This window comes from Paenibacillus sp. CF095 (assembly GCF_900101225.1).
Taxonomy (GTDB): Bacteria; Bacillota; Bacilli; order Paenibacillales; family Paenibacillaceae; genus Paenibacillus.
In genome coordinates this window covers 4,143,156-4,163,327 of the sequence record NZ_FMZN01000001.1, presented here as the reverse complement: position 1 = coordinate 4,163,327, position 20,172 = coordinate 4,143,156, and the positions used below count along the sequence as shown (strand labels likewise).

General features: G+C 46.7%; 17 protein-coding genes. 12 read left to right on the top strand and 5 right to left on the bottom strand.

Going from position 1 to position 20,172, the window contains the following annotated elements:
* Positions 1–8 precede the first annotated feature (8 nt).
* Complete coding sequence (locus BLS69_RS18425; RefSeq protein WP_091034292.1) at positions 9–605, bottom strand: TetR/AcrR family transcriptional regulator; 597 nt, start codon at positions 603–605, stop codon at positions 9–11.
* Positions 606–911: 306 nt separating this feature from the next.
* Here BLS69_RS18425 and BLS69_RS18420 point away from each other — a divergent pair, with 306 nt between their 5' ends.
* Positions 912–1,274 (top strand): hypothetical protein, encoded by a 363-nt coding sequence (locus BLS69_RS18420; protein WP_091034290.1) that lies wholly within the window; start codon positions 912–914, stop codon positions 1,272–1,274.
* A 105-nt stretch (positions 1,275–1,379) separates the two neighbouring features.
* Positions 1,380–1,916 (top strand): hypothetical protein, encoded by a 537-nt coding sequence (locus tag BLS69_RS18415; RefSeq protein ID WP_091034287.1) that lies wholly within the window; start codon positions 1,380–1,382, stop codon positions 1,914–1,916.
* Positions 1,917–2,015: 99 nt separating this feature from the next.
* Here BLS69_RS18415 and BLS69_RS18410 read toward each other — a convergent pair whose 3' ends face one another.
* Positions 2,016–3,752 (bottom strand): methyl-accepting chemotaxis protein, encoded by a 1,737-nt coding sequence (locus BLS69_RS18410; RefSeq protein ID WP_091035139.1) that lies wholly within the window; start codon positions 3,750–3,752, stop codon positions 2,016–2,018.
* Positions 3,753–4,217: 465 nt separating this feature from the next.
* On the opposite strand from BLS69_RS18410, the gene BLS69_RS18405 reads away from it, so the two are divergent.
* Positions 4,218–6,218, top strand: coding sequence for a CotH kinase family protein (locus tag BLS69_RS18405; protein ID WP_091034284.1), 2,001 nt, complete (start codon positions 4,218–4,220; stop codon positions 6,216–6,218).
* A gap of 93 nt (positions 6,219–6,311) precedes the next feature.
* Here the strand turns inward: BLS69_RS18405 and BLS69_RS32960 are convergent, their stop codons facing one another.
* The gene (locus BLS69_RS32960; protein ID WP_371129080.1) at positions 6,312–6,404 is read right to left on the bottom strand and encodes a hypothetical protein; all 93 of its coding nucleotides are present in this window, start codon (positions 6,402–6,404) and stop codon (positions 6,312–6,314) included.
* 469 nt (positions 6,405–6,873) lie between these two features.
* On the opposite strand from BLS69_RS32960, the gene BLS69_RS18400 reads away from it, so the two are divergent.
* Positions 6,874–8,562 (top strand): methyl-accepting chemotaxis protein, encoded by a 1,689-nt coding sequence (locus BLS69_RS18400; RefSeq protein WP_091034282.1) that lies wholly within the window; start codon positions 6,874–6,876, stop codon positions 8,560–8,562.
* 35 nt (positions 8,563–8,597) lie between these two features.
* Positions 8,598–9,242, top strand: coding sequence for a Vat family streptogramin A O-acetyltransferase (locus BLS69_RS18395; protein ID WP_017690335.1), 645 nt, complete (start codon positions 8,598–8,600; stop codon positions 9,240–9,242).
* A 324-nt stretch (positions 9,243–9,566) separates the two neighbouring features.
* Here BLS69_RS18395 and BLS69_RS18390 read toward each other — a convergent pair whose 3' ends face one another.
* Both BLS69_RS18390 and BLS69_RS18385 read right to left on the bottom strand, forming a co-directional pair.
* Positions 9,567–9,839: an HU family DNA-binding protein gene (locus BLS69_RS18390; RefSeq protein WP_036606368.1), complete on the bottom strand. Its 273-nt coding sequence runs from the start codon at positions 9,837–9,839 to the stop codon at positions 9,567–9,569.
* A 99-nt stretch (positions 9,840–9,938) separates the two neighbouring features.
* Entirely contained in the window at positions 9,939–10,139 is a 201-nt protein-coding gene (locus BLS69_RS18385; protein WP_017690333.1) for a cold-shock protein, read from the bottom strand.
* A 169-nt stretch (positions 10,140–10,308) separates the two neighbouring features.
* On the opposite strand from BLS69_RS18385, the gene BLS69_RS18380 reads away from it, so the two are divergent.
* From BLS69_RS18380 to mglC, 7 genes are all read left to right on the top strand, one after another.
* A complete protein-coding gene (locus tag BLS69_RS18380; protein ID WP_091034279.1) occupies positions 10,309–11,211 on the top strand; it encodes a tyrosine-type recombinase/integrase in 903 nt (300 codons plus the stop codon).
* A 339-nt stretch (positions 11,212–11,550) separates the two neighbouring features.
* Positions 11,551–13,284 carry a response regulator gene (locus BLS69_RS18375; RefSeq protein WP_091034276.1) on the top strand — a complete coding sequence of 578 codons (1,734 nt, stop codon included), beginning with the start codon at positions 11,551–11,553 and terminating at the stop codon, positions 13,282–13,284.
* 26 nt (positions 13,285–13,310) lie between these two features.
* Positions 13,311–15,107 carry a cache domain-containing sensor histidine kinase gene (locus tag BLS69_RS18370; protein WP_176872773.1) on the top strand — a complete coding sequence of 599 codons (1,797 nt, stop codon included), beginning with the start codon at positions 13,311–13,313 and terminating at the stop codon, positions 15,105–15,107.
* Positions 15,085–16,260 carry a substrate-binding domain-containing protein gene (locus BLS69_RS18365; protein ID WP_176872771.1) on the top strand — a complete coding sequence of 392 codons (1,176 nt, stop codon included), beginning with the start codon at positions 15,085–15,087 and terminating at the stop codon, positions 16,258–16,260. Before BLS69_RS18370 ends, BLS69_RS18365 begins: the two co-directional genes overlap by 23 nt.
* Positions 16,261–16,422: 162 nt before the next feature.
* Positions 16,423–17,484 carry a galactose ABC transporter substrate-binding protein gene (locus BLS69_RS18360; protein WP_091034268.1) on the top strand — a complete coding sequence of 354 codons (1,062 nt, stop codon included), beginning with the start codon at positions 16,423–16,425 and terminating at the stop codon, positions 17,482–17,484.
* A gap of 74 nt (positions 17,485–17,558) precedes the next feature.
* Entirely contained in the window at positions 17,559–19,064 is a 1,506-nt protein-coding gene (locus BLS69_RS18355; RefSeq protein WP_091034266.1) for a sugar ABC transporter ATP-binding protein, read from the top strand.
* Between the two features lie 15 nt (positions 19,065–19,079).
* Positions 19,080–20,099: a galactose/methyl galactoside ABC transporter permease MglC gene (mglC, locus tag BLS69_RS18350; RefSeq protein ID WP_091034262.1), complete on the top strand. Its 1,020-nt coding sequence runs from the start codon at positions 19,080–19,082 to the stop codon at positions 20,097–20,099.
* Positions 20,100–20,172: the final 73 nt, after the last annotated feature.

Genomic DNA, 20,172 nt, shown 5'->3' with positions numbered 1-20,172 from the left:
TGTTGAATCTAGCGGCATGCCTTTCTCGAGGTGGGGGATAAGCCATTCTTGAGAAAGAGGCCCACAAAATCTTTGATCTGATCTTTGTGCAACGTAGGATGCGCTTTGTTCCAATCTGAGGTTAAGGTGACATACAGCTTCAACAGGACAAAAGAAACCAGCTTGGGATCGTCCCTGCGAATCTGCTCCAACTCCATGGCACGGCTCACCTGCCGCTCCAGATATTCAAGAATGGCTGTCTCCACTTTCTGCAGACCTTCATTGGCCTGCGGCGTACCGAACTCGTTGACCTCCTGAAAGAGCTTGATCAACAGCTCATGTTCCTCCCGGTACTCCAGCAAAGAATCCATACTCATATGCACGTTATCCAGAAAGGAGTTCTCTTCCTTCACCGTCTGCTCTGTAATCTGTCTCATATCTGCAATGATCGAGCGCAGAATCTCGCTGAACAGTTCTTCTTTATTTTCGAAAAAAGTATAGATCGTTCCCTTGCCCACATTGGCAAGTCTCGCAACCTGCTCCATCGTTGTGGCTTTGTAGCCAAACAGGGCAAAGGATTTCTCGGCAGAATCCATCACCTGTTGCCTTCGATCTATCGTTTTCATCGCATATACACCTCCTTGTAGATTGAAAGGATAATAGTAAGGTAAATCCTTTATTGACCGTTTTACTATTACGGTCAGTTGGTCGTTAACAAATGTAGCACTTAAACAGGGAATGAGGATGTGAGCTTTGTCATAATGTGGGCTGGGGGATGAAAACAATAAATGAGTATAGGAAAGTGCGGATGAGAAGTTTCTATAATATGGAAAAGTGCTAAATATATCAGTTATAGAGTTGAATAGCTATAATAGCAAAGGGTGGCGAAGAAACAGTAAATATTAAAATACAGCAAAGAATGAGGAGTACGTATGGAACACGTTTTATGGACGATCTATCTTGGATTGCTTGGCACAGCATCACTATCGTATCTTATTAAAGGAAAGTATAAGTCGAGCCTTAGCAAAATCGATTTTGTCGTATCCGTTATTACATGGATAGGGTTGCTAGGATATGTAACGGAAACGGCTATTTTAAATCCTTCTTTGTGGAAAATTATTACTGTGACAGCTCTGTTATGGGATGTATTATTCGCAATGCTTTTAAAGGATAACGAAGGGGAAGAGATTTTGGATGGATTACCAATTATGACGAGGAGAGTTTGGATGTTGATAACATTAGTTATCGCGATTGGACCTCTATACTATGGGCTGTTTAGATATGCTTTCTCTTAAGTGGAGAACTTCTTATATATTTTATTAACAATGTAACTTAATGGTACAATTCTGCGTCCAAACTCTAAGAGTCAGATTATATATTAGAGTGAGAGGAGGTCTACTTTGAAATATTTCTCCTACCTCCTGATGATGTGTCTTGTCCTAATGGGTTGTTCCGATTCATCATTGGAAAGCAACGATACAGCACCAGACCGAATTCAAAGAGAAGGACAGACGATGACGGCAACCAGGCAATTGGGTGAATATGAACTCCGATTAAGTGTCCAACAATTTGGTGATCACGACTTCACTTTTAAACCAGGGATAAGGTATAGGGGACAAGATGCCAACCACGAGATTTTCCATTCGAAACAGCTTTTCGATATTGATCTTCAAATGGATGGAAAGACGCTTCTCCCGTCGAGGTCAAGTACCAGTGAAGAATTGGCAACTGAATTAAAGAAAGATAGCTGGTATTCAGAAGAAGTTGAAATAATCCTTACACCGGAGCAGGTTCAATATATATCGAATGGTGAGGCCGATCTTATTCTTAATGCTGGATTTCGATCCGAACAATCTGGCTACAATGACGAGAAAAAGATGATTATAAGTGGGGAAGACATACTGTTTAAACAAGTAGATGCTGATCAAAAGGAATAAAACACCTGGTAACAACAAAAAACCAAGGCTTTGAGTGTAGTCACTCATGAGCCTTGGTTTTTACTGTGTCGTATTCTTGTTATCTGTATCCTATTAATTCTATTCTGCGCGTACTTTAAAGAATGAGATCAGTTCTTGCAGTTGCTCGGATACAACCGAGAGCTCATCGGAGGCACTCACAATGGCTGCCATGGAGGCTTCCTGCTCATCAATTGACTGCTCAATTTGTTTACTGCTGCTTGCTGCCTTACTGACATTGGCAGACAGTTCATCGGCCGTGGCAGACATTTCTTGTGTGCTTGCCGAGATCTCTTCAGTAGAACTGGAGATATCCTGGATCTGGTTTGCAACTTTATTCGTAGCAGTCAGAATATTCTCGAAGAATACACCAGTCTCTTGGGTAACTTCCAAGCCTTTGGTGACTTCCTTGGAACCCAACTGCATCGCTTCGGAAGACTGCATGATATCCCGTTGAATTTCTTCAATCAACTGTCGAATTTGCTTCGCTGATTCCTGCGATTGCTCTGCCAGGTTACGTACCTCGCCTGCAACCACTGCAAAACCTCTTCCTTCCTCACCTGCGCGGGCTGCCTCGATTGAAGCGTTAAGTGCAAGCAAGTTGGTTTGTCCGGCAATCTCCGTGATTACGTTAACAATGTTGCTAATCTGGTTCGAGTTATTTTCCAAGGACTGAATCGAGTTTGACGTATTTTGCACGGCACCGGAGATCAGGCGCATCTGCTCAATGACTTGTTGCATCACCACATTACCCGTGCTGGAGCGCTGCTCCATGCTGAGTGCTTCATCTGCTACATCGGCTGAGCTGCTGGCGATTGTCTGCACTACCGTTGACATCTCTGTCATGGCACGTGCATTCTCCACAGTGGCTTTGTCCTGTGACACCAGTCCAGTAGATATTTCCCGAATATTGGTGCTGATGGATTGAATGTTTACATTATTTTTCTCGGAAATGCCCAGTAGTTGTTTGGAAGATTCCGAGAGGTGATGCGAAGTATTCTGTACTTTATAGATGGTTGTATTGAAGCGATGGATCATCGCATTGAACTTCTCGTTGATGATACCCAGATCATCTCGCCCGGTATCGATAGTTACGTCCAGATTACCCGTGCTGACTTCTTCGATACCTTTCATCAGATTGCGGATCGGAAGCAACGTTCTTTTCAGCAAAATGAATTGCAACACCATGAACAGGATCAGGAAACCGATCAGGAACATCAAACCGTACGTGAGTAGTTCGTTCAGTCCTTTTGGAACCGCGCTTGCATCGACATCGAAGTAAAGAGCAGCGTACATGGAGCCATCTGCGTTATTAATTGGATAGATCAGAGTGGTCCAAGTTCCGTATTCATCCGTGTAGAAATCACTGAAGGCAGGCTTTCCGTCCTTTTTCATCTGTTCCAGCACTACAACGTTATTCTGAGGCAGCGGGTACATGGCACCTGCGGGCAGATTACTTTCCTCGAATGGTTCCAATAGGTTCGTTGGAATCGCGATGATGGACGTTCCGTTTCCTTGCTCAAGTTCTGAACCAAAAATGTACGCTTGCGCGATGTTTGGATAGAATTCATGGATGGAATCGAGATAAGCTTTCATTTCCAGCTGTACAGGACCGGAGTAGCTTTTTTCCTTAGCCGCTTCTGCCACTTTGGCAGTGTCGAGATCATCGTACCATTTCTGGGTGATGACGGTAGCCTGATCGTGCAACTGTTCAACCAGAATGTTTTTTTGCAGCTGGTAAGCCGCAGTAATCAGGATAATACCAATCAAGGTGATGCTACCAAACGAGATCACCAAATTTTTAATGAAGAAAGGCATGGTACTCCAGCGAAGCTTAGTTAACAAGATTGTTCACTCCTTCTACGATTGTGACGAAGGACTTATCCTGGTGTTGTACACGCTATGTAATTATTAACTTGAAAAATGTGAAATCGTCCCTAAATAACCTATCTGATCAAATTCTTTTTTGTTTCTAAAAGTTTTTCATAATGAGTTTTGCTATTCACGTATATGAACTCCAGGTAAGTTCTACTCTTCAGATATATCGTTATAAAGGCATACTAATGTTAGATATTTGCAACAAAATAGGACTTATGAACCGGTTCCAAGGTTATATTTGCGCTTTTTTCATTATATTTCTTGTATATCCATGAAAATTTCATAGTGATACATACTATTTATTTTTATGGTTTATCGCGTTTAAGATTCACTAAAGGTTCATCCCCTAACATGTTTACATAAGCCACAGTTGCTTAACAGAAACCAAGAAGGAGGATTCATCACTTGAATATTTTATTACGAAAAGCTGCAGTAACGGCATTATCCGTGACCATGGTAACGTCATCTTTTGGGCTGATCGGAAGTCCGAATGCAGCATATGCTGCAGAAAGTACAGCGACAACCACGAGTGCAGGCGTGACGCAAGCTTATGAATCGTTGTTCCAGACGGATAACGTCATTGACGTGAATGTAACGATTGATGATGCAGACTGGAAGAGCATGCTCGAAAGTCCGCTGGATAAGGATTATAAGAATGTTAGTGTGGAAGTGGACGGCAACAAGCTGGACAACGTCGGTTTCTCCACCAAGGGCAATCTGACCCTGAAAGCCGTAGCCTCAATGGAAGATTCGAACCGTTACAGCTTCAGACTGAAGTTTGATAAATACGACAAAACACAAACGCTGCTTGGACTGGACAAAATGGTACTGAACAACAACTACGCCGATCCGTCGTATATGCGTGAAGTTCTTCACTATGAAGCACTGCGGAGTATTGGCATGGATGTACCAATGACAAACTATGTTAATCTGTACGTTAACGGCGAGCTGGTGGGTTTCTATACTGGCGTTGAAGCAGTAGATGACAGCTATCTGGAGCGCAACTACGGTGAGGATTACGAAGAAGGCGTCCTCTATGATACGGATGAGAAGAGTTATCTTCAATATGAAGAGGGCAGTGACTACAGTACAATCACCAAAGACTTGGGTACGGATAAGGACAAAACCAAACTCAAAACCTTCATCCAAACGCTGAACGAGATGCCAGAAGGTGAAAAAGGCGATATTGAAAGTGTACTGGACGTAGATTCAGCACTTCAATATATTGCAGGCAACATGGTTTTTGGCAACTATGACAGCTATAACGGCGACAAAGGACACAACTACATGCTCTACAGTGATGCCGATGGCAAGTTCACCGTTGTTCCTTGGGACTTTAACATGTCCTTCAACGGGTACTCGGGTGGAGGCGGACGTGGCACAACAACCGGATCAACCACGACCAACACCAACGCAACAAACGTATCTGTGGACGAGCCCGTACTGGGCATTAACATGGAAAATGTACCGATGATTAATAACCTGCTTGCTGTACCGGAGTATAAGGAAAAATATTTGAGCTACGTCAATGAACTGACGGACTATATGGAAGGCATTCAGGATCGTATTACTGGCCTTGCCAATGAGATTCGTCCTTATGTAGAAGCAGATCCTACGAAATTTTATACGACAGAACAATTTGAATCCAACATTGCTTATTCTACAAATGCAGATGCAGCAGGTGGTATGGGCGGTACACCACCAGAAGGATTTGAAGGCATGACCCCACCTGAGGGTATGGAAGGTATGACGCCGCCTGAAGGTTTCGAAGGAATGACACCTCCAGATGGAACAACACCTCCAACTCAGCCGGGTGCTGCAACTGGAAATGGTACAACAGATGCAACAACGGGTACAGATAATACGCAGACACGCCCTAGTGGTAACTTTGGCGGTGGGGGCGGAGGCATGGGCTCCATGGCAGCCGGGTCACTGACGACATTTGCACTGAACCGTCTTGTGAACCTGCAAGAGCAACTTGGACGTGAAGTAACACCGCTGCCTGAGACTTCGGAAGAGACAGGTTCGAATACCTCATCCGGAACAAACGACAAAACCATTACCGTAACACTCGATGGTAAATCGATCACATTCCCGGATCAGGACCCGCTGCAGCAAAGTGGCCGAGTGATGGTGCCTGTGAACGCAATCCTCGAAGCGATGGGTGCAGAAGTGACTTGGGACAAAACGGCGAAGACTGTAACAGCGGTTCTGAATGATCAGACCCTTGTGCTCAAGATCGGAAGCAGCACCGCAACTGTAAATGGAGAGACACTCGAAATTGATGTACCAGCGATCATTCAAAACAGTCGCACACTCGTGCCTGTACGCTTCATCTCAGAAGGACTGGGACTTACCGTGGACTGGGATCAAAGCGCTGCACAAGTAAGCCTTACATCCAAATAAGAAATATCTCCTGCAGAGCAATGTTATTGTATGGAGAACGAGAAAAGGGATTCGATGGTCAGATCGAATCCCTTTTTGCTCTGCTTTTTCAGGTTAGACGGAGCGAACATCCAGCAAAATTCGGCCTCGTCCATGTCTGGCCTCACTTTTGGCATGCGCTTGATTCGCTTCACTTAAAGGGAAGATGGAATCAATCTCTGAACGGAGGGAACCGTTGCGATTAGCTGAGCAATCGTGTACAGATCCTCTGATGTCGGGAATTTGGAATTAAACTTGGCTGTAACGCCATACTGCGCTGCTTTTTCGGCAGAAGGCAGTTGAGTTAACGATACCAGTTTGCCCCAAGGCACTTAAATAAGTGGTTGGCAACATAAATGAGCGGAAATATTTTTAGTACTACCTTCTATATGAATTTAGACATATCCAATTTCTCTTTCTTGATTGTTTAAATTTCCAGACAGCAGATCATTCTCACATAATTACGGAGAAAGAGGAAAAACTTTGATTTTAATTTCGATTACTGTGATAAAAGTCACTGAAATATTATAAATATTGCGAACACTCCTACCGATAAGACTATAGTGATATTCGAAACGGAATCGAAATTGGCTTGAATATCCCCACAATTACATAGGGAAAAGGGTGGCTCACACACATGCGAAGCATGAGCATCGGTACCAAAATCAGTTTGATCGTTATCAGTATATTTATCGTCTTCTCATCAGCCGTGGCGGTAAGTGTAATCCTGGAAATGAGGCAGGGGATCACGACGTTTGCTACAGAGAAGGCAAAGCGAGATTTGGAGATGGCGAATCGTATCATTACATATAAGCATCCAGGAGATTGGGCCATTAAGGACGGACAATTATTCAAAGGAGATACCGCACTGGAAGGCAACTTTGAACTTGTGGATGAGATTGGAGAAGCATCCGGGGACACGGTAACGATCTTCCGAGGTGACGAACGTGTTGCTACGAATGTTATGGTGGACGGGGAGCGTGCTGTCGGCACGAAGGTATCAGACGAGGTCGCCCAGACCGTTTTGCAGCAAGGAGAAAAATACTTTGGTGAAGCCGTGGTTGTGGGTCAGAAATATCAGACGGCCTATGAACCAATCAAGAACGCATCCGGAGAGATTATCGGAATTTTCTATGTTGGTGCTTCTCAATCATTAATTGATGTGATTATCTCCTCGTTCCTCAAGACATTCCTGATCGTATTCCTGCTTGCGATGTTGGTCGCAATTACCCTGATCCTGTTGTACGTTCGCAGGGTGAGAGTAAGGATCGAACGGGTATCCGTGGCGATTAAGCGTGCGGGTACGGGCGATTTCACAGAGCCAGTTGTGGACAACGTCCAAGACGAGATTGGCATGCTGGGCACGGGATACAATGAGATGAGAAGTAATCTGCAGGTTATCATTCAGGGTGGACTTCAGGCTGCAGAGAAAGCAGAGCATTCGACCGGGCTGCTACTGAAGATTGCGGATCAAACGGCCAAAGAATCGGCGCAGATTGCATCCTCTGTTGAACAAGTGGCACAGGGAGCCGATAGCCAGACGATCAGTACGGAAGAAAATCTGCAGGCCATGGAAGAAGTGGCTATAGGGGTACAACGTATGGCGGACAAGGCCTCCAGCATCTCGGACTCTGCTTTGTATTCACGTAAACAGGCAGAAACCGGAGGTGAAGCGGTGCAACTTACCGTTCAGCAGATGTCTACGATTGAATCTTCCGTTACCACAACGGATGAAGTCATTCGTATGCTGGAAGGGAAGTCGGCACAGATTAGTCAGATGGTTTCCACCATTCATGAGATTGCAAATCAAACGAATCTGCTCGCCCTCAATGCATCCATTGAAGCGGCAAGAGCAGGGGAGCATGGCAGAGGATTTGCCGTGGTATCTACCGAGGTTCGTAAACTGGCTGAACAAGCTGGAGAATCTTCAGATCGTATTGAAGAACTCGTCGAAGCCATGGAACAAGATATGCAGCAATCGTTATCGGCCATGTCGAGAGTGAAGGACGAAGTACAGGAAGGACTGCGCTTGACCCGGGAAACGGAGCAAAACTTCAGCCTGATCCGGGATACAAACCTGCGTATTGCTACAGAGATTGAGGACATGGCTGCGACGAGTGAAGAGATGTCCGCAGGCGTTGAACAGATCGTAGCTTCTGTGCATGAGATCGCTCGCCATGCGCAGACGGCCAGTACCAATTCACAGCAGGCTGCCAGATCTGTTCATGAACAGCTCCAGTCGGTAGAGCAGATCAAGGCATCTGCGGCTATTTTGTCCGATGTGTCGACAGAGCTCCAGACCTCACTTAGTCCGTTTAAGATTTAATATCTGTTACAATAGGGAAAAGGAGGGACTACGATATGGCCCCTGATAAAACAAAACTTTTCCCGAATGAGAATATCCGTACGGTATGTTACATTCAAAACCTGCCGCCGCGTTCCAACGTGGACATTGGTGATTATACGTATTATAGCGATAACACAAATCCGCCAGAGCAATTTTATGACCGGATACAGCATCATTATGACTTTATTGGTGATCGCCTGGTCATCGGCAATTTCTGTGCAATTGCGGAAGGTGTGACATTCATTATGAATGGCGCGAATCATCGGATGGAGGGCATGACCACATATCCGTTCAACATTTTTGGTGGAGGATGGGAGCGTGTGACACCTACACTGGAACAACTTCCATATAAGGGTGACACGGTACTGGGGAACGATGTATGGCTTGGACAAAATGTGACGATCATGCCTGGTATCACGATTGGAGACGGGGCAATCGTTGCCTCCAATTCAACCGTTGTTAAGGACATTGAACCCTATACGATTGTTGGTGGTAATCCAGCCAAGACTGTTAAAAAGCGTTTTGACGAAGAAACGATTGCACTGCTGCTGGAATTGAAGTGGTGGGATCAGGATGAGGAATGGCTGGATACGCATTTGGAACGTCTTGTCTCTACATATGATCTACAGATCTTGCGCGAACTTCTGAACAGCAAGTAGGATGGTTGTGCATAAAAGACAAAAAAAGCTGGTTCCTGACGGAGCCGGCTTCCAAGCAAATCAGGCCCTGGACCGTTTTGAGCGGATCAGGGCCTCTTGTTGTCCAAGATGAAATGTTAATTTAGCGGGTGGGTGGTCGTAGGTTGCAATCAGACTGTACTGATGGGGGCTTTAAATGAGTATGAGCTTCTGCATGATCCGGGTTTGTCTGTTTGCCTGAATAAAAGTTAATGATATCATCAACGGTAGTAAACACGACATTTAAATCCATATTATCATTGTGTGTTTGAATAAAAACCTCTTTTCAATAAGTTGTTACGTGGTTTAATTTAAAGCTTCTTTCATGCTTAAGCCTGCTGTGAATACAGGAACTTTACCTGCAGGTAATTGAATTTCTTTGCCTGTTTTCCGGCTTCTTCCCGTTCTTGCCTCACGTTTCTGTACTTCAAATTTCCCAAATCCAACCAGTTGAACTTCTTTACCTTCTTTGAGAGCTTCGAGAATTGAGTCCAGTACAACGGTTACAGCTTTTTCAGCATTCTTCTTGGAGAAACCGCCAGCCTTGGCTACTTCTGTGATCAATTGTTCTTTATCCATGGGGAATACCTCGCTTTCATTCTTGGGATGTGGAAACTTTGCTGTGACACATATGAGTAAATAAAAAGCTGCCTTATTAATAAGGCAGCTTTCATATAATTAAAGTTTAGTAACGTTCTCAGCTTGTGGTCCACGGTTACCTTGAGTTACTTCAAATTGAACGCGTTGACCTTCGTCCAAAGATTTGTAACCTTCACCTTGAATTGCACTGAAATGAACGAATACGTCTGTTCCTTCTTCAGTTTCGATAAAGCCGAATCCTTTATCCGCATTGAACCATTTCACTGTACCTGTTTGCATGTGATTCCTCCAAAAAATAAGTTTTTAGCCGATCATTATGACGAGTATTATTAAAAAATTGACACTCACCTGGTGCATTTAAACCACAGACTTGATGTCCGCTAATGTATCGATTAATATTATAATACCATGTCCGCTAATATAAGTCAAGATTTGGAGGTATTTTCTAATGAATCAGTCATCAGGGGTTTCAGTGCAGCGGGAACCGACGATAGAGGAATTCATACATATGCTTGCCAATGAGGGAGAATTGCATCCCAAAACCGTGAAGGAATATGCAAGTGATCTGAAGCACTTTATCGAATGGTACAAGGAAAGCACCATGCTTAGCGAAGAAATGACATTGCGAATCGAAGACGTAGATACATCCACTTTAGTCAAATATCGCGAAGATGCACACAAAGTTATGTTATTGAAGCCAGCCACCATTAACCGGAGGTTGATTACGCTGAAGCGTTTTTTCAAATGGGCTGTATTGGAATCCAGGCTCAGTCATGACCCTTCCAAACCATTAAAATTCATTCCGGAAGACAAAGTAAGTCCACGCCGAATGACATTTGAAGAAGAGCAGGCATTCCTCGCGGCAGTGGAGAACGGTAATTCCCTTCGTGATCAGACCATCCTGACCCTTATGTTTCACACAGGCTTGCGAACGATGGAGGTATGCAACCTCAAGCCTCATGATATCGAACTAGGTAGACGAAGCGGTCACCTGACAGTGAGAGCCGATAAACGCAACGTACAACGAAAGATTCCTTTGAATATGCAATGTGTTGTCATGTTGAATCAGTACTTATCTGATCTTGCTACCGATCCTGCGTACCTTTTTCCTTCAGAGAAGACAAACGATCGTTTAACGGAGAGAGCATTGCGCCACCTGATTAAAAAAGTAATGATAACAGCAGGGCTGGAAGGACTGAGTTCACACGACCTGCGTCATCGTTTTGGCTACGCCATGGCTGAGCATACGCCACTGCACCGTTTGGCCGAGATAATGGGACACACCAACCCAGATACAACAATGATTTATGTTAAAGCATTAAGTTCGAATCATCGTAGAGAACAAGAATGATGAATCTGAATTATAGTCAGAATCAAAACACCTCTTATTAGAAGTACTTCGAAATTTTCCGTGTTTGTATTACTTTAACCTACCTTTAGCATTCATATACTTTCCTTCACATTTCACTTAGGCACTGCCCGACAGGGTTGCCTTACCTCTAATAAAGAAAGCGATTACATATCCCTGATAATATTGTATATTATGATGGCAACCTTGGAACAGCTCTACATGATCCCTTTGCATTTTGCTTCAATTCGGTGAGCAATAAGAAATCAAATGATTCACAATGCTACATATATTATTCGTTTCTAGGGCATAAGGCTCGTCATAAAAGGGAGGAATCCAATCGTGTACCGGGTACTGCTGGTGGATGATGAAGAAGATGTGCGTGAAGGACTTGTTGTAGAGGTTGATTGGGAAGCGCTCGATCTGCGGATTGTCGGTTTGGCAGAGAATGGGCGGGAAGCCTTGGAGATGGCGGAGAGGGTAGAGCCGGATATTGTGGTGACCGATATCAGCATGCCCTTCATGAATGGTCTGGAACTCGCACAAAGATTGAGGAAGCGTAATCCACTTGTGAAGGTGGTCATTTTGACTGGATATGACGAATTTGATTATGCGAGGCAAGCCATCTCGTTAAGTGTGGATGAATATCTGCTGAAGCCGTTCTCGGCAGGGCATCTCACCGAACTGCTCACAAGATTGCGCGCCCAGATGGCGGCCGAAGTGGCCGAGCGTGAAGATGTACAGCAGCTGCGTGAGCACTATCATACCAGTTTGCCTTTATTACAGGCAGATCTGATGGCGACCTTGCTCCATCGGCAGAAATCCTCGACATATATTCATAGCAAAGCCAAACAATGCGGATTGGATCTGACAGGAGAACGCTATGGGGTGTCCGTATTGACACTGCACATGGATGGAGATGTACAGAAGGAGAAGTCTGAGGGAGTATTCAGCGATCCCCCACAGCGACATAACAAAACAACATCCGAGGTAGCGGATCAGTCTGAGATATTTGTTCCCGGAGGTTCCTTGCGTCAATCTGAGGATGCTGAATTGAAACGCTTTGCTGCACTTAACATTGCCGCAGAAGTCTGGGCGGAGCATGGGGCTGGTCATGCCTTTATGCATCAGGAGACGATTGTCCTGCTCTATGTGGATCGCTCGGGCGGTACAGATGGAGCGAAGCGGCAACAGAAGGCATTGGAAAATGTGATGCGCAGCATCAACCACTATTTACGTATCCCGGCTACGGTGGGATCTGGTCAGATTGTCGATACACTCGCGGATGTGAATCATGCCTATGAAGATGCCCTGCTGGCATTGGATTATCGGCTTGTGCCCGGGACGGATTCAATCATATACATTGCGGACGTGGAGCGACAGACGGCGGGCAAGCTGCGATTCGACGAGTTGAAGCAGCAGACGCTGACACGATGTCTGAAGGCGGGTACGCAGGCGGAGCTGGAGGAAGCACTTGCGATCATTTTCCGGGAAATTACAGTGGAACACGGGCGAAGTGATATTCAGCTCTATTTAATTGAAGTATTAACAACAGTATGGAAGGCAGCACAGGCATCAGGAGAAGAGATGGAAGACATCTTTGGTGCAGGGTTCCAGTTGTATGCGGATTTGTTCCGACTGCCGGGTCTTACTGAGGCACAGAAGAAGGTACAGGAGGTCTGTCTACTCGTACAACATCGCATTGCCAGCGGTCGCCAACATGTATACAAGGATATTGTCGAGCAGGCGTTAGTCTTCACCAAAGAGCATTATGCTGATCCGGACCTGTCCATTCAGAAGGTGTGCGGCCATCTGCATATCAGCTCCGGTTATTTTTGCGGCATTTTCAAAAAAGAAGTGCAACTTACCTTCCTGCAGTACCTGATGCAGATCCGAATGGAGGCAGCGCGTGAACTGCTTCGCTCGACAGAGCTGAAGTCGTTTGAGATTGCGGAGCAGGTTGGCTTTGCTGAACCCAATTACTTCAGTTTTTGTTTCAAAAAACATATTGGTGTCTCGCCCAAAGAATATCGTAAACAGGCTTCTCAGAAAGCAAATGAAGGTTCGATCCGATGAAGTTCTTTTCGAGATGGGTGAAGTCCATGGGACCTCAATTACGCTCTCGTCTGCGTTCGTCCAGAGTCAGCAGTATCCGGTTTATTATTACGTGGTCCTTTTCCGTTTTCATCGTCTTGGTGCTGACCATCATGGCGATGCTTCTGCATGACAAGTTCACGCAGGCTGCCGAGCGAAGTGCGGAACTGACGACGAGACAGATTGTGGATCAGGTCAGTTATAACCTGGAGGATTACGTCCGCAGTATGTCTCATCTGTACCGTGCCATTGAGGAACACATGTTGCGTGACGGGACATGGGAAGGGGAACTGGTGGACAAACAGCTCGACACACTGCTCAGCAGTCGTGAAGATATCATCTCGATTACTCTGCTTGATTCCACGGGGAAATTGCTCAAGAACCGACCTACAGCCGAATTAAAACCGAGTGCCCATGTGACACAACAAGGGTGGTTTCAGTCTGCACTTCGTGTGCCGGATCATCTGAGTTTCTCGTTACCTCATATTCAGAACATGTACACAGGCCCATATAAATGGGTCGTTTCCATGAGCAAAGGCATAACGATACGGCAAAATGGTCAGGATCGGCAGGTTATCCTGCTGGTCGATATCAATTTCAAACAGATGGATGAACTGAGCCGTCGGGTAAGTCTGGGGCAACGAGGATACGTGTATATCATCGATGAGAGTGCGGGCAATATCGTGTACCATCCGCAGCAACAATTGATGTATATGGGACTCAAAAGCGAGAATATCGAACAGGCTTTAGTGGCTTCCGGTAGTTACGAAGATGAAGCAGATGGACAGAAAAGACTGAATACCGTAAAGTCCGTTGCCAATATCGGGTGGAAAATCGTCGGTGTTGCTTATCTGGATGAGATTATGACAACGCGTCAGGAAGTGAACGGATATCTCATTCGTGTATTGGTCGTTGTTCTGGTACTGGTCATTCTCGTATCCCTGTTTCTTTCCTCCAGTCTGACTCGCCCCATCCGGCGAATGGAACGGAAGATGAAGGCCGTAGAGCGCGGGGATTTCAACGTGGAGTTGCCTATTGAAGGGCCGCTGGAGGTTGAACGACTATCTCGTCGCTTCAACCTGATGGTTAATAAAATCAGGACCCTGATGGATGAGATTATCCACGAACAGGAACAGAAGCGGCGTCTGGAGCTGGAAGCCTTGCAGGCCCAGATCAATCCGCATTTTTTGTACAATACGTTGAATTCCGTGGTTCGCATGGTAGGTATGAGCCGTAATGAGGAAGTGATCACGATGATCACGTCTCTTTCCCGCCTGTTCCGCATCAGTCTAAGTCAAGGTAAAACGATTATCACGATCAGGGAAGAGCTGGAGCATGCGCAGCATTATTTGACGATTCAACAGATGAGGTTTAAGCGCAAATTCAACTTTACCATCCATGCAGATGAGACGCTCCTGGAATGCCTGACATTAAAGCTAGTGCTCCAACCCCTGATTGAGAACGCCATTGTTCATGGCATCGAGTACCTAATGGACGAAGGACGTATTGAGATCGATGTTTATCGTGAGGACAACAAGCTGGTGTTTCGCATTACAGATAATGGGGTCGGCATGACGGAAGAACAGATGTCGGGATTACTAAGTGGTCGTCCTGTGGTCAAAAGCGGTGCAGGCTCCGGCGTAGCGGTACGCAACGTCCATGACCGAATCCGGCTCTATTATGGGGAGGGCTTCGGACTTGAATTTGCAAGTGAGCTGGAAGAAGGCACCACGGTCTGGATTCGGATTCCCATTCAATCGCAGCAGAAGGAGGGCGAGCCTGATGACAGACAACCAAGTGAATAGGCACGATGACCATAGAGTTAAAGGATTGAATATTCGTACGTTTTGGAAAAAGGTTGCTGCGAGCTTCCCTGGAATTCGGAAACGTCGGTTAGTAACCCTGACAGCTGCAAGCTGCTGCTGTTTACTCATGTGCAGCGCCTGTGGCTTATCGAGTCCCGATGCTACGGCAGTACCGCCACGTATCGCGCTGATTACGCCAGCTGGGACAGGGGAACTTGCGGAAGCTATCCGGCTCGGCGCCGAAGCGGCTGCCAAAGAGAACGGAGCGGAACTGATTACCGTGGAAGCATACCCTTCCGATGGTGATGTGTACACGCCTGCCATTCTGGACTCTACTGGAAGTCAGATGCAGGTCAAACAGGCAAATATCCACAGCCAAAGGTTGTCTCGCAGTGCGCGAGAGCAGGCTCAAGTGGAGGCCGCCGCATCGGCTCTGAAGCAAGGGGCATCAGCTCTATTGGTTGACCCCCTAAGTGAGAAGGCTCTTAGCGATATCATTCAGGAGGCACAGACAACGAATTCCATTGGAACCATTGTTCCTGTTATTGTGCTTAACGATGAATTTCCAGTGAAAGGCATCACCAGCGTCATCTCCATGGATAATGTGGAGGCTGGACGGCAGGCAGGGCAGGCCATGGCGGAGCTGTTGGAAGGGAAAGGGCATGTTGCCTTATTGGGCCCGGACCCTCTTAATTCTGGTCTGATTCAGAGAGAGCAGGGGGTTATGGAAGCCTTGGAACAGTATCCTGATATTCAAGTGGAACCCAAATCAATATGTAATACACGGGATGGATGTTGGCAGACTGCGAAGCAATTGCTGGACCAGCAGGAAGTGGATGGCTTCATTACTCTTCAGGAACCGGCTTCTCTGGGAGCAGCTGATGAACTGAATCGACGCAAATCTGCGGACAAGGTAAGAATTGTTGGATTTGGCAGTGAACAACAGCAACTGGAGCAATTGCAAGAAGGGGTCTTTGATCATCTCATCGTCCAGAATGGATACAGTGCAGGTTATCTGGGATTAAATCAAGCCGTTGCGCGGCTGAACAATCAACAGGTGCAAGCGAGAGTGTTACTTGAAACCAAGCTGGTTAGTACAGACAATATGTTCTGGATGGATAACCAGAAGCTGTTGTTTCCTTTTGTACAATGAACGAGTGCCGGAACGAATGCTGAATAAAGAAATGAAGGTGTTTGTTAACTTGAGGAAGATTTCGATAGAACAGATGAAGATATTGTATTCGAATTTAATGTAAACCCTTTCATAATAAAGACATCGGTAAAGCCGAATGAACTTGGGGGAGGTCATTAGGATATGAAGAAAACATGGATGACACTGTTGATTACGGCATGTATGGTTGTGGCGGCAGGATGTAGCAGCGGCGGAGACAGCGCAGGTGGAAGTACGGGAACAGATACAGGAGGCCAGACAGCAGCTGGGACGGAAACGCCCAAGATTGGTGTCGCCATCTACAAATTCGACGATACATTCATGACGGGTGTACGTAATGCAATGACCGCAGCAGCGGAAGGTGTTGCGACTCTGGATATCGTGGATAGCCAGAATGCACAGCCGACCCAGAACGAGAAAGTCGATCTGTTTGTGTCCAAGAAATACAATGCAATGGCTGTGAATCCGGTAGACCGGACGGCGGCAGGTGTCATCATTGACAAGGCCAAGGCAGCGAACATTCCGGTGGTATTCCTCAACCGTGAGCCAGTGGCGGAAGACATGAACAAATGGGATAAGGTGTACTACGTAGGAGCAAAAGCGGAGGAGTCCGGTACGATATCTGGGCAGTTGATTGTGGATTACTGGAAAGCACATCCGGAAGCGGACAAAAACGGCGATGGCAAACTGCAATACGTCATGCTGAAAGGGGAACCGGGTCACCAGGATGCAGAGCTTCGGACCAAATATTCGGTTCAGGCGATCCAGGATGCCGGTATCGAAGTGGAAGCACTGGCGGAAGACACGGCGATGTGGGACCGCGTGAAGGGTCAGGAGAAAATGCAGGCGTTCCTGGCTTCCCATGGCGACAAGATTGAAGCCGTTCTTGCGAACAATGATGACATGGCCTTGGGAGCCATTGAGGCATTGAAAGCAGCCGGATACTTCAAGGATGGCAAATCGATGCCGGTTGTAGGTGTAGATGCAACAGCGCCAGCCATTCAGGCTCTACAGGATGGCACGATGCTGGGCACGGTGCTGAATGATGCCAAGAATCAGGGTGCAGCCACGTTGGCACTGGCTTCCGTACTTGCCAAAGGTGAGACACCAACGAAGGAAAATACCAAATACGACATTACAGATGGTAAATACGTCTGGATTGCATACAAAAAGATTACAAAAGACAACATTGCCGACGCCCAATAACAGCACGAGACAGGGACGTCCGACATTCGGGTAGCGTCCCTTTTTTGCCGATCATATGGAAGGGAGGAACCAAGATGGAGTCACCTTACCTGCTGGAGATGAATGGAATTTCCAAAGCATTTCCGGGTGTGCAGGCACTAAGTCAGGTCACATTAAAAGTGAAGCCGGGGACGGTTCACGCCTTGATGGGAGAGAATGGAGCGGGCAAATCCACACTTATGAAATGTCTGTTTGGCATGTATCGACCCGATGAAGGAACGATACGTATCGAAGGAAGGGATGTGGATATTCCGAATTCCAAAGCAGCACTTCTACAAGGCATATCCATGATTCATCAGGAGCTGAATCCGGTCCCGCATCGTCCGGTGATGGAGAATATCTGGCTGGGTCGTTTTCCGATGAGGGGAATACTGGTGGACGAGAAACGGATGTATACCGATACGCTATCTCTTTTCAAGGACTTGAACCTGGATATTGATCCGAAGGCTCAGGCGGGAACACTGTCTGTCTCCAAAATTCAATCCATGGAGATTGCCAAGGCGGTCTCTTTTCAATCCAAAGTCATCGTCATGGATGAGCCAACTTCTTCCCTGACAGGCAAGGAAGTGGATCAGCTCTTTGCCATTATTAATGAACTGCGCAGTCGCGGCGTATCCATTATCTATATTTCACACAAGATGGAGGAGATCCTGACGATTTCGGATGAAGTGACAATCATGCGTGATGGCTTTGTTGTCGGGACTTGGGATGCTGCGGATCTAACGACAGATCTGATTATTACGCGCATGGTGGGTCGTGATCTGGACGAACGTTTCCCGGAACGGACGAACGTACCCGGTGAAGTGATATTAAAAGCCGAGGGGCTGACATCAAACCAGTCCAAATCGTTTTGTGATGTATCCTTTGAGCTGCGAAAAGGTGAAGTGCTCGGCATTGGCGGCTTGGTTGGAGCACAGCGGACAGAACTGATTGAGTCCTTGTTCGGACTGCGCGGACTCGCTTCAGGTACGATTTCGATTCATGGGCGCAAGGTGAAGATTAACTCCCCCGCAGCAGCGAAGCGTCATAATATTGCGTTGCTCACGGAGGAACGAAGGGTTACAGGGATATTCCCAGTGTTGTCGGTGTATGAGAACACAATCATTGCCAGTCTGGGGCGCTACCGAAATCGTGTGGGTTTGCTGGACGAGAAGAAGGGCCGGGAAGAGGCACGGGAACAGACGCAGAAGTTTAGAACCAAAACGCCTTCAGTTAACACGCTGATTCGCAACCTATCTGGCGGTAATCAACAGAAAGTTCTACTGGCCCGCTGGTTGCTGACCGACCCGGAGATTCTGCTGCTGGATGAACCGACCCGTGGAATCGATGTAGGGGCCAAGTTCGAGATATACACCATTATTACGGAACTGGCTCGTCAAGGCAAAAGCATTATTATGATTAGCTCGGAGATGCCGGAACTGCTGGGTATGTCGGATCGCATTATGGTGATGAGCGAAGGGCGTCTCACCGGAATCGTGAACGGAGCCGAGGCAACAGAGCAGGATATTATGAGGCTGGCCGCGCAGCAGCGGATGGCTTAGTCAGGAGGGAAACAGATGAACACACAGATGATCAATCAAGTGAAACAATATGTAACACAGCGCGCCATCTTTATCGTATTGATTCTGCTCATCATTGGTATAGCTATTGCCGATCCGAATTTTCTTGCCTTCTCCACACTGCGGGACATCTTACAGCAATCCTCCACACGGGCTATTATTGCGCTTGGTGCAGCCTTTATCCTTGTCACGGGCGGGGTCGATCTGTCCGCTGGACGGGTGGTTGGTCTGACGGCTGTTGTATCGGCATCGATGCTGCAAATTGATGAGTATGCCAACCGCTTCTTCCCCGATCTGCCCCACTTATGGGTGGGTCTGCCGATCCTTGTCGGGATTACCGCGGGTCTATTCGTGGGATTGGTAAATGGACTGATTGTCGCCAAATTACATGTGCCCCCTTTTATCGCAACGCTGGGTACGATGGTTGCTGTGTACGGACTGAACTCCATTTATTTTGATACGGAACCCAACCAGTCACAGCCCATCGGAGGATTGAGACCCGATTTCACCGTTATTGGTTCTGGATACATTGATCTGGGCGGCGGTTACTCCATTCCATATATCGTCCTGATTGCCATTGCGGTAGCGTTAATCTGCTGGGTAATCTTTAACAAAACCCGGCTCGGCAAAAATATGTACGCGATCGGTGGCAACATTCAGGCAGCGCATGTATCCGGGATTCATGTGGCACGCAACCTGGTTGCCCTGTATGCCATTGCGGGTGCACTGTATGGTCTGGGTGGTGTACTTGAGGCAGCACGTACAGGTGGAGCTACGAACAATTACGGTAACATGTATGAGCTGGATGCGATTGCCGCATGTGTGGTAGGCGGCGTATCAACGGCGGGTGGTATTGGAACGGTACCTGGGGTTATGGTGGGTGTGCTGATCTTTGGAGTCATTAACTATGGTCTGACGTTTATCGGTGTAAGTCCATACTGGCAGTTGATTATCAAAGGATTGATCATTGTTGCTGCGGTGGCTTTTGATATCCGTAAGTATATGGCAAAGAAATAAGATTAACGTGAAAGGTTACACCGTTGTACCCCGAGCAGTACCATCTTCCGATCGCTGTTATCCCCGGATTTTT

Bases quoted from the DNA above. Each gene is read 5' to 3' on its own strand.
- BLS69_RS18425 (WP_091034292.1), bottom strand. From the start codon at position 605: ATGAAAACGATAGATCGAAGGCAACAGGTGATGGATTCTGCCGAGAAA.
- BLS69_RS18420 (WP_091034290.1), top strand. From the start codon at position 912: ATGGAACACGTTTTATGGACGATCTATCTTGGATTGCTTGGCACAGCA.
- BLS69_RS18410 (WP_091035139.1), bottom strand. From the start codon at position 3,752: ATGCCTTTCTTCATTAAAAATTTGGTGATCTCGTTTGGTAGCATCACC.
- BLS69_RS18400 (WP_091034282.1), top strand. From the start codon at position 6,874: ATGCGAAGCATGAGCATCGGTACCAAAATCAGTTTGATCGTTATCAGT.
- BLS69_RS18395 (WP_017690335.1), top strand. From the start codon at position 8,598: ATGGCCCCTGATAAAACAAAACTTTTCCCGAATGAGAATATCCGTACG.
- BLS69_RS18390 (WP_036606368.1), bottom strand. From the start codon at position 9,839: ATGGATAAAGAACAATTGATCACAGAAGTAGCCAAGGCTGGCGGTTTC.
- BLS69_RS18385 (WP_017690333.1), bottom strand. From the start codon at position 10,139: ATGCAAACAGGTACAGTGAAATGGTTCAATGCGGATAAAGGATTCGGC.
- BLS69_RS18380 (WP_091034279.1), top strand. From the start codon at position 10,309: ATGAATCAGTCATCAGGGGTTTCAGTGCAGCGGGAACCGACGATAGAG.
- BLS69_RS18370 (WP_176872773.1), top strand. From the start codon at position 13,311: ATGGGACCTCAATTACGCTCTCGTCTGCGTTCGTCCAGAGTCAGCAGT.
- BLS69_RS18365 (WP_176872771.1), top strand. From the start codon at position 15,085: ATGACAGACAACCAAGTGAATAGGCACGATGACCATAGAGTTAAAGGA.
- BLS69_RS18360 (WP_091034268.1), top strand. From the start codon at position 16,423: ATGAAGAAAACATGGATGACACTGTTGATTACGGCATGTATGGTTGTG.
- BLS69_RS18355 (WP_091034266.1), top strand. From the start codon at position 17,559: ATGGAGTCACCTTACCTGCTGGAGATGAATGGAATTTCCAAAGCATTT.
- mglC (WP_091034262.1), top strand. From the start codon at position 19,080: ATGAACACACAGATGATCAATCAAGTGAAACAATATGTAACACAGCGC.